The sequence below is a fragment of the Actinomadura sp. KC06 genome, assembly GCF_004348735.1.
Classification (GTDB): domain Bacteria; phylum Actinomycetota; class Actinomycetes; order Streptosporangiales; family Streptosporangiaceae; genus Spirillospora.
On record NZ_SMKT01000041.1, the window covers coordinates 43,436 to 58,773 of the forward strand.

The 15,338-nt window shown below is 72.1% G+C and carries 12 protein-coding genes; 2 read left to right on the top strand and 10 right to left on the bottom strand.

Translation table 11 applies throughout. The features are described from left to right. Nucleotides 1-100: 100 nt before the first annotated feature. On the bottom strand, nt 101-679 hold the full coding sequence (gene idi, locus E1287_RS15770; protein ID WP_131965690.1) for an isopentenyl-diphosphate Delta-isomerase: 579 nt from the start codon (nt 677-679) through the stop codon (nt 101-103). Nucleotides 680-830: 151 nt separating this feature from the next. Between idi and dxs the strand changes: the two genes are divergently transcribed. Continuing rightward, nucleotides 831-2,786 carry a 1-deoxy-D-xylulose-5-phosphate synthase gene (gene dxs / locus E1287_RS15775; protein ID WP_131965691.1) on the top strand — a complete coding sequence of 652 codons (1,956 nt, stop codon included), beginning with the start codon at nt 831-833 and terminating at the stop codon, nt 2,784-2,786. Here dxs and E1287_RS15780 read toward each other — a convergent pair. From E1287_RS15780 to E1287_RS15800, 5 genes are all read right to left on the bottom strand, one after another. Continuing rightward, complete coding sequence (locus E1287_RS15780; RefSeq protein WP_131965692.1) at nt 2,783-3,148, bottom strand: hypothetical protein; 366 nt, start codon at nt 3,146-3,148, stop codon at nt 2,783-2,785. The genes dxs and E1287_RS15780 overlap by 4 nt on opposite strands. A 72-nt stretch (nt 3,149-3,220) precedes the next feature. Then, complete coding sequence (locus E1287_RS15785; protein ID WP_131965693.1) at nt 3,221-4,576, bottom strand: FAD-dependent oxidoreductase; 1,356 nt, start codon at nt 4,574-4,576, stop codon at nt 3,221-3,223. A gap of 60 nt (nt 4,577-4,636) precedes the next feature. Next, complete coding sequence (locus E1287_RS15790; RefSeq protein WP_131965694.1) at nt 4,637-6,121, bottom strand: amino acid permease; 1,485 nt, start codon at nt 6,119-6,121, stop codon at nt 4,637-4,639. A 194-nt stretch (nt 6,122-6,315) separates the two neighbouring features. Further along, complete coding sequence (locus E1287_RS15795) at nt 6,316-8,403, bottom strand: 3-hydroxyacyl-CoA dehydrogenase NAD-binding domain-containing protein (protein ID WP_131965695.1); 2,088 nt, start codon at nt 8,401-8,403, stop codon at nt 6,316-6,318. 50 nt (nt 8,404-8,453) lie between these two features. After that, on the bottom strand, nt 8,454-9,656 hold the full coding sequence (locus E1287_RS15800; protein WP_131965696.1) for an acetyl-CoA C-acyltransferase: 1,203 nt from the start codon (nt 9,654-9,656) through the stop codon (nt 8,454-8,456). Between the two features lie 150 nt (nt 9,657-9,806). Between E1287_RS15800 and E1287_RS15805 the strand changes: the two genes are divergently transcribed. Then, nucleotides 9,807-11,540 (top strand): AMP-binding protein, encoded by a 1,734-nt coding sequence (locus E1287_RS15805; RefSeq protein WP_243719058.1) that lies wholly within the window; start codon nt 9,807-9,809, stop codon nt 11,538-11,540. Here E1287_RS15805 and E1287_RS15810 read toward each other — a convergent pair. The 4 genes from E1287_RS15810 to E1287_RS15825 all read right to left on the bottom strand — a co-directional run bounded on the left by E1287_RS15810 (nt 11,537) and on the right by E1287_RS15825 (nt 15,262). Beyond that, nucleotides 11,537-12,766 carry a HAMP domain-containing sensor histidine kinase gene (locus tag E1287_RS15810; protein ID WP_243719060.1) on the bottom strand — a complete coding sequence of 410 codons (1,230 nt, stop codon included), beginning with the start codon at nt 12,764-12,766 and terminating at the stop codon, nt 11,537-11,539. The two genes, E1287_RS15805 and E1287_RS15810, sit on opposite strands and share 4 nt — an antisense overlap. Beyond that, nucleotides 12,763-13,425: a response regulator transcription factor gene (locus tag E1287_RS15815; protein ID WP_131965697.1), complete on the bottom strand. Its 663-nt coding sequence runs from the start codon at nt 13,423-13,425 to the stop codon at nt 12,763-12,765. The genes E1287_RS15810 and E1287_RS15815 overlap by 4 nt, the downstream gene beginning before the upstream one ends. Before the next feature lie 55 nt (nt 13,426-13,480). Further along, nucleotides 13,481-14,317 carry a hypothetical protein gene (locus E1287_RS15820; protein WP_131965698.1) on the bottom strand — a complete coding sequence of 279 codons (837 nt, stop codon included), beginning with the start codon at nt 14,315-14,317 and terminating at the stop codon, nt 13,481-13,483. 69 nt (nt 14,318-14,386) lie between these two features. Further along, nucleotides 14,387-15,262 carry a superoxide dismutase gene (locus tag E1287_RS15825; RefSeq protein WP_207934239.1) on the bottom strand — a complete coding sequence of 292 codons (876 nt, stop codon included), beginning with the start codon at nt 15,260-15,262 and terminating at the stop codon, nt 14,387-14,389. Nucleotides 15,263-15,338 lie beyond the last annotated feature (76 nt).

A 15,338-nucleotide genomic window follows, 5' to 3' on the forward strand; every position in this document is an offset into this window, starting at 1 on the left:
GCCCGCGCGGGTCAACACCGGGGACGGAAAAGTGATCTAGCGGTGATGCGGGCGCCACGCTCCGCCATGGAGCGTGCGCCGGAACGTGCCAGAGCGGGAGCTACCAGCCGATGGCGGGCGGCAGGCCGCCGGGGCCCGCGTCCGGCCAGTCCAGGGGCGCGCCGAGGGGCGCGAGCTCGGCGAGCTGGAGGCGGTACCACGGCGACGACTCGGGCCGCCCGGCCAGCTCCAGGCAGCGGTCCCACGTCCACCACTCCGCCTGCTCGACCTCGGCGGGGTTCGGCCGGACGGCGGTGTCCGCCGGGACGGTCGCGCGCACGACGGGGCACCGCTCGTTCTCGACGGTCCCGTCCGCCGCGACGGCCCGGTACTGGAACCGGGGCAGGACGGGCGTGAGCTCGGCGTCCGGCATGCCCAGCTCGTCGCGGAGCCGGCGGAGGACGGCGTCGCGGAGCTTCTCGCCCGGACCGGGATGGCCGCAGCAGCTTCCCGTCCATACGCCTGGGAACGTCCGCTTGTCCAGCGCGCGCCGAGTGATCAGCACGCGACCCTCCGTATCCACGACATAGCAGGAAAAGGCCAGGTGGTACGGCGTGTCCTTATGGTGGCTCGCGGCCTTCGGGGCCGTCCCGACGGCCTCGTCGTCCGCGTTGAGCAGCACAATCTCTTCGACGCCCATGCTCAAGTCCTACCCCATGCGCACCGGCGGGGTCAGCCGTTTCACACCCCCGGGGCAGGTGGCCTCCGGCGCGTCGGGGGCGAACCGGGATTAAACTCGGAACGGCCCGAGCCAGGGGAGACGCGATCCCCGACGGAGGAGTTGAAAACGAGTGAGCCTGCTTGAGTCGATCACGGGTCCCGACGACCTCAAACGACTGGACGCCGCTCAACTGCCTCGGCTCGCGGAGGAGATCCGCGAGTTCCTCGTCCAGGCGGTCTCCAAGACGGGCGGCCATCTCGGGCCGAACCTCGGCGCGGTCGAGCTGACGATCGCGCTGCACCGGGTCTTCGACTCGCCGCACGACAAGCTGCTGTTCGACACGGGCCACCAGGCGTACGTGCACAAGATGCTCACCGGGCGGCACGACTTCGAGCGGCTGCGCAAGCGCGGCGGCCTGTCCGGCTACCCGAGCCGCGCCGAGTCCGAGCACGACATCATCGAGAACTCCCACGCCTCGCCCGCACTGTCCTACGCCGACGGGTTCGCCAAGGCGTTCCAGCTGCGCGGCGAGGACGACCGCGCCGTGGTCGCGGTCGTCGGCGACGGCGCGCTGACGGGCGGCATGTGCTGGGAGGCGCTCAACAACATCGCCGCCGGCGGCGCCGGCCGTCCCGTGATCATCGTCGTCAACGACAACGGCCGCTCGTACTCGCCGACGATCGGCGGCCTCGCGTCCCACCTCGCCGACCTGCGCGTCACGCAGGGCTACGAGAACGCGCTCGACCTCATCAAGAAGACCGTGCCGCGCGCGCCGGTCGTCGGCAACGTCGCCTACGAGGCGCTGCACGGCATCAAGAAGGGCATCAAGGACGTCCTCCAGCCGCAGGCCATGTTCGAGGACCTCGGCATCAAGTACGTCGGCCCGATCGACGGCCACGACGAGGACGCCGTCGAGCGCGCGCTGCGCCGGGCCCGCGGGTTCGGCCGCCCCGTCATCGTGCACTGCATCACCACGAAGGGACGCGGCTACGCTCCCGCCGAGAACGACGAGGAAGACTGCATGCACGGCGGCGGCGCGTTCGACCCCGCCACCGGGCAGTTCGTCCGCAAATCCGGCGGCCCCGCCTGGACGAAGATCTTCGGCGAGGAGATGGTCGCGATCGGCCGCGAGCGCCGCGACGTGGTCGGCATCACCGCCGCGATGCTCCATCCGGTCGGGCTCGCGCCGTTCGCCGAGGCGTTCCCCGACCGCATCTTCGACGTCGGCATCGCCGAGCAGCACGCGGTCACGTCCGCGACCGGGCTCGCGATGGGCGGGCTGCACCCGGTCGTGGCGGTGTACGCGACGTTCCTGAACCGCGCGTTCGACCAGGTCCTCATGGACACTGCGCTGCACGGGCAGCCCGTCACGTTCGCGTTGGATCGCTCCGGGGTGACGGGTGACGACGGCCCCAGCCACAACGGCATGTGGGACCTGTCGATCCTGCAGCTCGTCCCCGGCATGCGCATCGCCGTCCCGCGCGACGGCGCGCGGCTGCGCGAGCTGCTGCGCGAATGCGTCGCGGTGTCGGACGGCCCGACCGCGATCCGCTACCCGAAGGGCTCCGCCGCCGCCGACATCGAGGCGGTCGGCAAGGCCGGCGACATGGACGTCCTCGCCCGCCACGACGGCTCAAACGGCACCCGCGTCCTGCTGGTCGCGGCCGGGTCGATGGCGACGCCCGCGGTCGAGGCCGCCGAGCTGATCGCCGCCCAGGGCATCGGCGTCACCGTCGTCGACCCGCGGTGGGTGAAGCCGCTCGACCCGGCGCTCGCCGGGCTCGCCCGCGAGCACGCGCTCGTCGCCGTCGCGGAGGACAACGGCCGCACCGGCGCGGTCGGCGACGCCGTCGCGCGGCTGCTGCGCGACGAGGGCGTCGACGCCCCGATCCGCACGTTCGGGATCCCGCAGGAGTTCCTCGACCACGCGGCCCGCGGCGAGATCCTCGCCGACATCGGCCTCACCCCGCAGGCCCTCGCGCGCGACATCACCGAGCACATCGCCCGGATCACCTCGTCCGAGTCCGACGCGCCCGCCGCGTCCGACGAGGAGGCGTCCGACCGGGAGGCGTCCGACCGGGACTAGACCCCCTCGGCGGACAGCAGCTGCCAGAAGTGGGTGATGGACGCCGCGGACGTGCCCAGCTCGCGGCCCGAGTACGTCCATCTCCCGCGCAGCCGCCACGGGCGCCCGGCCCCGTCGCGGACGAAGACCTGGAGCGGGAAGCACGCGTCGTGCGCGCGGATGACGCCGGACGTGTCGACCGAGGGGTCGAGCCGGGGCTCGCCCTCGCACCGCACGCCCATGACGGACGTGCGCGGATCCTGGCGCAGGAGCCCTTGCGTCAGGTCGTACACGAGCACGGAAACGTAGTCGGGGCCGAGCCACCTCAGGTCGGGCACCGTCTCGGGTGGGGGGAACCCGTACAGTTCTGGACCGCCGGTCACAGGCCGCACCGTAGCGCTAGCGTGACATGTCCGTCACTACTTTCGAGGCGGGATATTGCCCGGAAGGGGGAATTATTCTCTTCTGCGGCACGCCGACGTCATCGCCTCCCAGCGGGCGAGCTTGACGCGTTCGCCGCGGTCGAGCCGGCGGGCGAGGGCGATCTCGGCGGCGTCGAGGTTGAGCCAGTCGTCGTAGGTGACGACGCGCAGGCCCCGCGACTCCAGCAGCTCCTCGATCGTGAGCTTCCGCCCCGTGGGCGAGCCGGAGACGTCCTCCAGGAGGTTGCGGACGGTCTCGGCCGCGTCGGACTTGTTGGTCCCGACGACGCCGGTCGGCCCGCGCTTGATCCAGCCGGCGACGTACTCGCGGGGCACCGGGCTCCCGTCCGGGCCGAGGATGCGGCCGCCCTCGTTCGGGACGGTGTGGGTGCGCTCGTCGAACGGGACGCCGTCCAGCGGGACGCTCTGGTAGCCGACCGACCGCAGCACCATCCCGACGGGCAGCGTCTCGAACTCGCCGGTGCCGGTGACGCGTCCGTTGTCGTCCAGGCGGGTCTTCTCCAGCCGGAGCCCCTCGACGCGGTCGGTGCCGACGATCTCGGCGGGGGCGCGCCAGAACCGCACGTCGATGCGGCGGAGGCGGAGGCGGTCGGCGGGGGGCTCGGCGGTCCACGTGTTCAGGACCTTGACGTTGCCGCGGACGTGCCGGTCGCTTTCGGCGAGCTCGGCGCTCGCCGGGTCGAGGTCCATGTCCTCGGGGCTGACGTGGATGCCCGCGTTCGGCAGCTCGCCCAGCTCCCGGGCCTCCTTGGTGGTGAACTTCGCCTGCGCCGGGCCGCGCCGCCCGATCATGTGGACGCGCTTGACGCGGCTGCCCGACAGCGCCTCGATGACCTGCTCGGGGACGTCGGTCTCGCGCAGCTCGTCCGCCGTCTTGGCGAGGATCCGGACGACGTCGACGGCCACGTTCCCGACGCCGATCACCGCGACCTCCTCGACCGACAGGTCGAACTCGTGGTCGGCGGCGTCCGGGTGCCCGCAGTACCAGTTGACGAAGTCGGTCGCGGCGATGCTGCCGGGCAGGTCCTCGCCGGGGATGCGCATGTGCCGGTCGACCATCGCGCCGGTGGAGTAGATCACCGCGTCATAGCAGTCCAGCAGGTCGGCGCGGGTCAGGTCCCGGCCCAGCTCGACGCAGCCGAAGAACCGGACGCCCGGCGTCTCCAGCACCTTCTGCAGGTACCGGGCGATCGACTTGATCGACTTGTGGTCGGGCGCGACGCCGTAGCGCACCAGGCCGTACGGCGTCGGCAGCCGGTCGAAGACGTCCACCCGGACGTCCCCGTCCGTCTGCTTGACGAGGGCCTCGGCGGCGTAGATCCCCGCCGGGCCGGAGCCGATCACCGCGACGCGCACAGGTTGGGCCATGCGCGCCATTGTGCCCACCCGGCGCCGAAAGCGACACCGTGACCCCCGTCACCGAGCGTGTCAGCGTTTCGCGGCAGGTTCCATGGACCGCTGCAGCCGGCTCTTCCGGTACCCGTACAGGGCGTAGATGACGATGCCGATGCCGAGCCACGCCAGGAACCGCAGCCATGTCTCCACCGGCAGGTTGATCATCACGAAGAGGCAGGCCAGCACGGACAGGATCGGGATGACCGGCACCCACGGCGTCCGGAACGCGCGCGGCAGCTCCGGGCGGGTGCGGCGCAGGACGACGACGGCGAGCGAGACGACGAGGAACGCGAACAGCGTGCCGATGTTGACCAGCTCCGCGAGCTCGGCGAGCGGGATGAACCCGGCGAGCACGGCGGCGATCACGCCCATGATGATGGTGGACCGGTACGGGGTCCCGAACCGCGGGTGGACGGCCGACAGCCAGGCGGGCAGGAGCTTGTCCCGTCCCATCGCGAAGAGGATCCGGCTCATCCCGAGCAGCAGGATCATCACGACGGTGATGAGCCCGGCGACGGCGCCGACGTCGATGATCGTGGCGTACGCGGGGTGCCCGTTCGCCTTGAACGCGTCCGCGAGCGGCGCCTCGGTGCTCAGCTCCGAGTAGTGCTGCATGCCCACGACGACGATCGACACGGCCGCGTACAGGATCGCGGTGATGACGAGGGAGCCGATGAGCCCGATCGGCAGGTCCCGCTGCGGCCGGCGCGCCTCCTCGGCGGCGGTGGCGACGATGTCGAACCCGATATAGGCGAAGAACACGATCGCGACGGCGGAGAAGATGCCGAGCCAGCCGTAGGTGGCCGGCGTGATCCCGAACAGCACCTGCATGAGCGGCGCGGCGAGGCCGCCCGCCTCCTCGGTCGACTTCGACGGCGGGATGAACGGGTCGTAGTTGTCGGCCTTGACGTAGAACAGCCCGGCGATGATCACCAGCAGCACCACCGACACCTTGATCGCGACGACCACCGCGGTGACCCGCGAGGAGATCTTGATGCCGAGCACGAGCAGCGCCGTCACCGCGAGCACGAGCCCGATCGCCGGGACGTTGACCGTCCCGCCGTCGCCCGGCGGGGCCGCGATGGACGCCGGTATCGTCACGCCGACGTCGTCCAGCAGCGCGGCGAAGTAGCCGGACCACCCGACCGAGACGACCGCCGCGGCCAGCCCCATCTCCAGGATGAGGTCCCAGCCGATGATCCACGCCGGGAACTCGCCGAGCGTGGCGTAGGAGAACGTGTACGCCGACCCGGCCACCGGGACGGTCGAGGCGAACTCGGCGTAGCACAGCGCCGCGAGCCCGCACACGACGGCGGCGAGGATGAACGACAGCGCGACGGCGGGCCCGGCCTTGTCCCGGGCGACCTGGCCGGTCAGCACGAAGATGCCCGTCCCGATGATCACGCCGACCCCGAACACGGTCAGGTCCAGCGCCGACAGGGCGCGGCGGAGCCGGTGCCCGGGCTCCTCCGTGTCGCGTATCGACTGCTCCACCGTCTTCGTGCGCAGCAGAGTCATCCTCCCCGCCCTTTCCCGTCCGGGTGCCTGACCGTCCGCCCGGTCGCGTGATCGTCGCGGCGTCAGCCCTATGCCCGATAGCGGGCGGCTTATGATCAGTCCGGCCGATTGACCGTCCGTGACGTGCGGAAACATCGGAAAAAAGGCGTTCCGGCCGTGGCCGTAACGCCTCTTCCCGGCGGGTAAGGCGAGGGTCAGGCGGGGAGTGAGGCCACCCCCGGCTCCAGGAACCGGCGGCCGGTCGCCTTCTCGGAGACGCCCGTCCTGTCCAGGTACGGGGTGATGCCGCCGAGGTGGAACGGCCAGCCCGCGCCGAGGATCATGCAGAGGTCGATGTCCTGCGGGGCCGCGACGACGCCCTCGTCCAGCATGATGCGGATCTCGTCGGCGAGCGCGGCCAGCGCCCGGTCGAGGACCTCCTCCTCGGTGGACGGGCTGTCCCCGCCCCCGAAGATCTCCACGGCCTCCGGGTCGAGCGAGAAGTCGGGCAGGTACACGCCGGACTTGCCGGACGCGACCAGCTTCGCCAGGTTGTCCGACAGCGGGAACCGGTCCGGGAACGCGGCGTGCAGGGTCTCGTTGACGTGCAGCGCGATCGCCGGACCGACGAGGCCCATCAGCACGAACGGCGGCATCGGCAGGCCCAGCGGCTGCGCGGCTCGCTCGGCCGTCTCGATGGGCGTGCCCTCGTCCACCGCCCGGACGATCTCGGCGAGCAGCCGCAGCAGGACCCGGTTGACGACGAACGCCGGGGCGTCCTTGACCAGCACGCACGACTTCTTCAGCGCCTTGCCCGTCGCGAACGCGGTGGCGAGCGTGGCGTCGTCCGTCGCGGTGCCCCGGACGATCTCCAGCAGCGGCAGCACCGCGACCGGGTTGAAGAAATGGAAGCCGACCACGCGTTCCAGGTGCTTGAGCCCGGACGCCATCTCGCTGACCGAGAGGGACGAGGTGTTGGTCGCCAGGACGCATTCGGGCGAGACGTGCTCCTCGACCTCGGCGAACACCTTCCGCTTGACCGACATCTCCTCGAAGACGGCCTCGATGACGAAGTCGGCGTCCGCGAAGGCGTCCTTGCCGAGCGAGCCGGTGATCAGCGACTTGAGGCGGTTCGCCTTGTCGGGGGAGAGGCGGCCCTTGCCGAGCAGCTTGTCGATCTCGCCGTGCGCGTAGCCGACGCCCTTGTCGAGCCGCTCCTGGTCGAGGTCGGTCAGCACGACCGGGACCTCCAGGCGGCGCGCGAACAGCAGCGCGAGCTGGGACGCCATCAGCCCCGCGCCGACGACGCCGACCTTGGTGACCGAGTAGGCGAGCGACGCGTCCGGCGCCCCGGCCGGCCTCTTCGCGCGCTTCTGGGTGAGGTCGAACGCGTACAGCCCGGCGCGCAGCTCGTCGCTCATGATCAGGGAGCACAGTGCTTCATTTTCGGCGGCGAAGCCCTCGTCGCGGGTGCGGTCCTTGGCGGCGGCGACCAGGTCGAGCGCCTTCAGGTAGGACGGGGCCGCGCCGTGCAGCTTGCCGTCCACGTTCCAGCGGGCCATCGCGACGGCGTCGTCCCACGCCTTGCCCTTGTCGACCTCCGCCCGCCGGACGGTGATCTCGCCGTTCAGGACGCGGGCCGTCCAGGCGAGCGACTCCTCCAGGAAGTCGGCCGGCTCGAAGACCGCGTCCGCGATGCCGAGCTCGTACGCCTGCGGGCCCTTGAGCATCCGGTTCTGGGACAGCGGGTTCTCGACGACGACCTTGAGCGCCTTCTCCGCGCCGATCAGGTTCGGGAGCAGGTACGTCCCGCCCCAGCCGGGGACGAGGCCGAGGAACGTCTCGGGCAGCGCGAACGCCGGGACGCCGGACGAGATCGTCCGGTACGTGCAGTGCAGCCCGATCTCGACGCCGCCGCCCATCGCCGCGCCGTTGTAGTAGGCGAACGACGGGACGTCCAGCTCCCCGAGCCGCCGGAACACGTCGTGCCCCAGCCTGGCGATGGCCGCCGCGTCCTCCCGCTTCTGGATCAGCGGGACGCCGTTGAGGTCGGCGCCGACGGCGAAGATGAACGGCTTGCCGGTGACGCCGACGGCCGCGATGTCGTCGCGTGCGGCGACCGTGTCGAGCGCGGCGTCCAGTTCGGCGAGGCCGTTCGGCCCGAACGTGTTGGGCTTGGTGTGGTCGTGCCCGTTGTCGAGCGTGATGAGCGCGAGCGTGCCCGCCTCGTTGGGCAGCGTCACGTCACGGACGACGGCATGCGTGACGACCTCGTCGCCGAAGACGTCTCCGAGGCTGCGCACTGTGCCCTTCCCGGGGGCGGTCCCCCGGACCCCCCGAACGACTGCGTCGCTCACTTGGATCCCTCCCAGTTCACGTTCTCCCAGAGGACCGTTCCGCCCATGCCCATGCCCACGCACATCGTGGTCAGTCCGAACCGGACGTCCGGGCGCTCCTCGAACAGGCGGGCCAGCTGGTTCATCAGCCGGACGCCGGACGAGGCGAGCGGGTGCCCGAGCGCGATCGCGCCGCCCCACGGGTTCACCCGCGCGTCGTCGTCGGCGATCTTGAAGTGCTCCAGGAACGCCAGGACCTGCACCGCGAACGCCTCGTTGATCTCGATGAGGCCGATGTCGTCCATGGTCAGGGCGTTGCGGGCGAGGAGCTTCTCGGTGGCCGGGACGGGCCCAACGCCCATCACCTCCGGCTCCACGCCGGCGAACGCGAAGTCGATCAAGCGCATCTTCGGGGTGAGGCCGAGTTCGGCGGCGACGTCCTCGGCGGCCAGGAGGCAGGCGGTGGCGCCGTCGTTCAGCCCGGCGGCGTTCCCGGCCGTGACGTTGCCGTGCACGCGGAACGGCGTCTTCAAGGCGGTCAGGTCTTCCAGCGTGGTGCCGGGACGCGGCGGCTCGTCCTCCGTCGCGAGCCCCCACCCCTTCTCGGCCGAGCGGATCGCGGTCGGGACGAGGTCGGGCTGGATCTTCCCGGCGGCGTAGGCGGCGGCGACCTTCCGCTGGCTCCGGACGGCGTAGGCGTCCGCGCGCTCCTTGGTGATCCCCGGGAACCGGTCGTGCAGGTTCTCCGCGGTCGAGCCCATGACGAGCGCGGACGGGTCGACGAGCTTCTCGGCGAGGAACCGCGGGTTCGGGTCGACGCCCTCGCCCATCGGATGCCGCCCCATGTGCTCGACGCCGCCCGCGATGACGACGTCGTACGAGCCGAACGCGATGCCCGCGCCGGTCGTGGTGACGGCCGTCATCGCGCCCGCGCACATCCGGTCGATCGCGTAGCCGGGGACGCTCTTCGGCAGCCCGGCCAGCACGGCGGCGGACCGCCCGATGGTGAGGCCCTGGTCGCCGGTCTGGGTGGTGGCGGCGACGGCGACCTCGTCCACCCGCTCGGGCGGCAGGGACGGGTTGCGGCGCAGCAGCTCGCGGATCGCGCGGACGACCATGTCGTCGGCCCGGGTCTCCGCGTACAGGCCCTTCGGGCCCGCCTTGCCGAACGGTGTGCGTACGCCGTCGACGAACACGACGTCGCGTGCGGTGCGAGGCACGGATCGTCCTCCCTGCGATGGGTCCGGGTGTGCTCCTGACCGCAATGCTACTCGTCAGTAACCACTGACGCCGGAGCGGTCCCGCCGATTGCCTTGTCCAGCGCGTGAACCCGTGGATAACGTGGCTGGAAATCGCCGGAGGAGGCCGCGGTGACGCATGCGAGGCCCGCGTACCGGCCGGGGATGCGCCGGCGGATCGGGCACATCCGCGACCTCGCCGCCCTCATGCTCAAGACCGGGGTGATGTTCTCCGGCGGCCCCCGCCGGATCGGCCGGCAGCTCCGCGCGCTGCGGCGCTGGGGCACGACCCTCGCCGGGCTGGTCGCCTCGTCCGCCGCCCGCTCCCCGTCCAGGCTCGCGCTGATCGACGACGACGGCGCCGTCACGTTCGGCGAACTGGAGGAGCGCGCCGCGCGGCTCGCCGCCGGGCTGCCGCTGAGCGGCCCGCGCCCGCGCGTCGGCGTGCTCTGCCGCAACCACCGCGGGATGGTCGAGACGCTCGTCGCGTGCAGCCGGCGCGGCGCCGAGGTCGTCCTGCTCAACACCGGCTTCGGCACCGGCCAGATCCGCGCCGTGCTCGGCGAGCTGCGGCCCGACCTGATCGTCGCGGACGCCGAGTTCGCGCCGCTGCTCGCCGACGTGCCGCTCGCGCTGCGCCGGACGGTCCTGTGGTCCGACCGGGACCCCGGCCTCGACGGGGTCGTGGCGTCCGTCCCGGCGGACGGCGCCGCCGCCGCGCCGCCGCAGATCCAGAGCCGCACCATCATGCTCAGCTCGGGCACCACCGGACGCCCGAAGGGCGCCCGCCGCCCGCCCCGCCCCGGGCTGTGGCCGCTCGCCTCGATGACGTCGCGGATCCCGCTCCGCGCCCGCCAGACGATGATCATCGAGGCGCCGCTGTTCCACACCTGGGGGTACGCGGCGCTGCAGATGGCGTGGGCGCTGCGGGCGCCGGTCGTCCTGCACCGCCGGTTCGACCCCGAGCGGACGCTGCGGGCCGTCGCGTCCCACCGCGAGACGGCCGTGTTCGCCGTCCCGGTGATGCTCCAGCGGATCCTGGACCTCGCGCCCGAGGTCCGCGCGCTCTACGACACGTCCGCGCTGAGGATCATCGCGCTCAGCGGCGCCGCGCTGCCCGGCGACCTCGCCACCCGGGTCATGGACGAGTTCGGCGACCGGCTCTACAACGTGTACGGCTCGACGGAGGCGTCCTGGGTGTCCATCGCCACCCCGCGCGACCTGCGGCTCGACCCGCGCACCGCCGGGCGGCCGCCCCGCAACACCGCGCTGGCGATCCTGGACGCGCGGGGCCGCAGGCTCGGCCGCTCCACCATCGGGCAGATCTTCGCCGCGAACGAGCTGCTGTTCGAGGGGTACACCGGCGGCGAGCCGATGGAGGTCCGCGACGGGCTCCTCGCCATCGGCGACCTCGGGCACATCGACCACCGCGGGCTCCTGTTCGTGGACGGGCGCGGCGACGGCATGGTCGTGTCGGGCGGCGAGAACGTCCTCCCGCGCGACGTGGAGGACGCGCTGCTGCGGATCCCGCAGATCCACGAGGTCGCCGTGGTCGGCGTGCCAGACGACGAGTGGGGGCAGCGCCTCGCGGCGTACGTCGTCCTGCGGCCGGGCGCCCGGCTGGAGGCCGACGCCGTCCGCGACCACGTGCGCGCCCACGTCGCCCGGTACGCGGTGCCGCGCGACGTGCACTTCATCGCCGAGCTGCCCCGCAACGCGACCGGCAAGGTCGTGCACCGCTGGCTGGCCGCGCGTCCCGGCCGTCCCGAGCAGGAGGGACGCGTCGAATGGCCGCGCCCCAGCCCGAGGCCGGGCCCGCAGCCAGGCGCGCAGTCGCAGCCGCCCGCCGCCGAACCGGCTAGCTAGGGCACCGCGGCCAGGGCCGGGACGGGCTGGTCGGAGACGGGCAGCCGCACGGTGATCGACAGGCCGCCGCCGTCCCGCGGGACCGTCTCGATCGTGCCGCCGTGCGCGTCCACCACCGCCCGGACGATCGACAGCCCGAGGCCCGTGCCGTCCGCCGACCCCGTCCGGTCCCGGGTCGCCGCCCGGTCGGGGCGCAGCCGCCGGAACGGCTCGAAGATCGTCCCGACCTCGTAGGACGGGACGGGCCGCCCGGTGTTGACGACCTGCAGGAACGCCGTGCCGTCCCGCACCCCCGTGCGGACCCACACCCGCCCCTCCTTCACGTTGTACTTCACCGCGTTCTCCAGCAGGTTCACCGCGCACCGCTCCAGCAGGACGGGGTCGCCGGTCACGACCGCGGGCGTGAGCCGCGCCTCCACGTCCACGCCCGCCTCGTCGGCCAGGTCGTCGAGATGGCCGAGCGCGCCGTGCACCACGTCCGGCAGCGGCGTCGCGGTCCGGGCCGCCAGGTCCCGCTCGGACCGGGCGAGCGTCAGCAGCCCGTCGATGAGCCGCTCGTGCCGGGCGGTGTTGCCGAGCAGCACGTCCGCGAGCGCCTTCGTCTCCGGCGGGCTCTTCCGGCTGGCCAGCGCGACCTCCAGGACCGTCCGGTTGATGGTCAGTGGCGTGCGCAGCTCGTGCGAGGCGTTCGCGACGAAGCGGCTCTGAACGTCGAACGCCCGGTTCAGCCGGTCCAGCATCCGGTTGAACGTGTCGGCCAGGTCCTTGATCTCGTCCTGGGGGCCGTCGAGCGCGATCCGCTCGTGCAGGTTGCTCTCCGACAGCCGCCGCGCCGTCGCGGTGACCGTGTGCAGCGGGCGCAACATCCGCCCCGCCACCACGTACCCGATCGCCACGGCCAGGACGCCGAGCACCAGCATCGTGATCAGCGAGCTCTGCAGGAGCTGCTCCAGCACGTCGCGCTTCTGCTCGGCGACCCGCCGGTTCGCCTCCGCCTTCAGCTCCATCAGCGCGCTCACGTCGCCGCCGGAGGCCAGATTGCGCAGCCGGGTGAAGGTCGCCGGGCTGACGTCGTCGCCGGTCATCGTGAGGCGCTGGTCCATGGTCCGGACGGTCAGCAGGTACGTCACCGCGACCAGGGCCGCCGAGCTGACGAGGTACAGCGACCCGTACACCAGCGTCAGCCGCGTCCGGACGCTCAGCCTGGGCACCGCCGGCGTGCTCATCGCGCCTCCAGCCGGTACCCGGAGCCCGTCACCGTCTCGATCACCGGCGGCTGGCCCAGCTTGCGGCGCAGCGTCGCCATCGTCACCCGGACGATGTTGCTGAACGGGTCGATGTTCTCGTCCCACGCGCGCTCCAGCAGCCGTTCGGCGCTCACCACGCCGCCCTCCGCCCGCAGCAGCTCCTCCAGCACGGCGAACTCCTTCTTCGTCAGCCGCAGCTCCCGGCCGTCCCGCGCCACCCTCCGCCGGTGCGGGTCGAGCCGGATGCCGCGCCGCTCCAGCACCGGCGGCACCGGCGGCCCGGACCTGCGCGCCAGCGCCCGCACCCGCGCCACCAGCTCGCCGAACACGAACGGCTTCGGCAGGTAGTCGTCGGCGCCGAGGGACAGCCCGTCCACCCGGTCGCCGACGTCGCCGGCCGCGGTCAGCATCAGGATCCGGGCCGGGCTCCGCCGCGCCACCAGCTCGCGGCACACGTCATCGCCATGGACGGTCGGCAGGTCGCGGTCGAGGACCACCACGTCGTACTCGTTGTAGGACGCCCGCTCCAACGCGTCGTCGCCGTCGTACACCACGTCGACGGCCATCGCCTCTTCGCGGAGCCCCTCGGCGATCGCGTCCGCGAGCACCCGCTCGTCCTCGACGATCAGAACACGCATGCCGCCGAGCATGACCTGCGGGAGGTTAAACGCCGGTAAGGAACGCGGGACCGGGCTAGAGGCCGGGGCAGCTGTAGACGATGTCCGCGGTCCCGCCCGGAGTGAACGTCACCGTCCCGCTGATGGACCTGCCCAGGTGGCACAGGAAGGTCGGACGCACCGTGACCCGAACCGTCACCGACTCTCCGGCGTCCAGCCTCCCGTCGCCGCCCGTGGCGATGTGCCCGCTCACCGAGCGGACCGCCGACACCGACCACGTCACCGGACCGCCCTTGGCGGTGAGCCGGATGTCGCACGCGCTGGGGAACGCGCTCACCCGGAACGCCTGGCAGAGTTCGTCGTCCACCAGGAGGCGCCCTTCATGGATCGCCGGCTCATGCCGCTTCTCGGGCTTCGTCGGCGTGGGCGCCGGCAGGTCCTCGCGCTGCTCAGGGAGGGGCGGCGCCGGCAGCGGCGGAAGGCTCGGCGTGGGTTCCTCGGACGGCGGCAGCGGCGTGTGCATCGCCATCGGCGGCGCCACGGTGCCGTACGTGACCTCGAAGAGCATGAGCACCCCGACGGTCAGCGCGACCCCGGCGGCGACCCCGGCGACCATCATCCGCCGGCGTCCCCGGCCCTGCGCCTCCCGGCACTGGTGGCGAACCAGCCCGTACAGCCAGTCCTGGAGGGCCTCCGGGGGCGGCACGAGCTCGGGCCCGTCCTGCAGCATGAGCACCGCCGACCGGACGGCCTCGACCGCCCGGTCATGATCGCCCAGCAGCACCTCGGCGTACTCGACGAGTTCCGGCCCGTACACGCTGTAGATCTGGCCGCCGACCCCCGGGCGCCGATCCCGGAGCGCCTCGACCATCCGCACGTCCTCGCTCGGTGTTGGAGCGGAATGCCTGGGCACGGGCGGATACTACCGCAAATATGCACGTTTAGTAACGGGCCGGAATCGGACAGTTGATCTAGATGCCGGTCACGGCTGGACGGCGATGATGTCGTACGGGGTGTCCGGGGTCGGTGGAGTGCTGAACCGGGCGTTCGGGAGGTACAGCATGTTCCCGGACTTCGCCACGGTCGTGGGGACGTCGAACCGCGGATCGGTCAGCTTCTTGACGACCTTGCCCGCGGTGGCGTCCTCGTTCAGCTCGATGACGGCCACGGTGTTGAGCGCGTTCTGCACGGCGTACAGGGTCCGGCCGTCGAGCAGAATGCCGTCCCCGGCCGTGAGGACCTCGCCGCCCAGGTCGATCGTCTTCGCGACGCCGGTCTGCGAGTCGACCTTGAACAGCTTGCCGGTGTTGGACTGGATGAGGACCAGCGACTTCCCGTCCGGCAGCGCGGCGATCCCGTTGGCGTTGAACCCCGTCTGGTAGACGATGTCGCCGCTCAGCGGAATGGTCTTGACGCCCGCGGCGTCGTCCTCGTCGAGCGGGATCCGGTAGAGCTCCGGATTGGTCGAGTCGGTGAGGTACGCGCCGTCCGCGCCGACGGTGACGTCGTTGACGAACGCCGTCTTCGTGGTGAGCTTGAACGACCGCAGGACCGCGCCCGTCCGCGTGTCCACGATGCGCGCGTCGCCGCCCCGCCCGCCGGCCACGTACAGCCGGTGCCCCTGCGTCTTCATGCCGAGCGAGGGCGTCCCCGGCCCTTCGTTGATCACCTCTCCCTCCCCGGTCCGCAGATCGGCCCGGTAGATCGCGCCCGTCGCCCGCGACCCGAGGAACGCCACCTTCCCGGGCCCGGCCGCGATCCCCTCGGGCTGGAACCCGGCCGGCAACGCGATCCGATCGGGCGGCGCCGCCGCATCACCCCGCGCGGACGCCCCCACGGGGACCAGAAGCCCGACCATCAGTGCAGTGCTGAGAATTCGAGACCACATGGCATCAACGTCCCGCACAACCCCCCACCGAGCCAGACCCATTACC

What these genes read in the sequence shown, in the direction of transcription:
- idi (WP_131965690.1), bottom strand. Translation starts at nt 679, where the DNA reads ATGGGCGTCGAAGAGATTGTGCTGCTCAACGCGGACGACGAGGCCGTC.
- E1287_RS15785 (WP_131965693.1), bottom strand. Translation starts at nt 4,576, where the DNA reads ATGGCCCAACCTGTGCGCGTCGCGGTGATCGGCTCCGGCCCGGCGGGG.
- E1287_RS15790 (WP_131965694.1), bottom strand. Translation starts at nt 6,121, where the DNA reads ATGACTCTGCTGCGCACGAAGACGGTGGAGCAGTCGATACGCGACACG.
- E1287_RS15810 (WP_243719060.1), bottom strand. Translation starts at nt 12,766, where the DNA reads ATGAGCACGCCGGCGGTGCCCAGGCTGAGCGTCCGGACGCGGCTGACG.
- E1287_RS15815 (WP_131965697.1), bottom strand. Translation starts at nt 13,425, where the DNA reads ATGCGTGTTCTGATCGTCGAGGACGAGCGGGTGCTCGCGGACGCGATC.
- E1287_RS15825 (WP_207934239.1), bottom strand. Translation starts at nt 15,262, where the DNA reads ATGGTCGGGCTTCTGGTCCCCGTGGGGGCGTCCGCGCGGGGTGATGCG.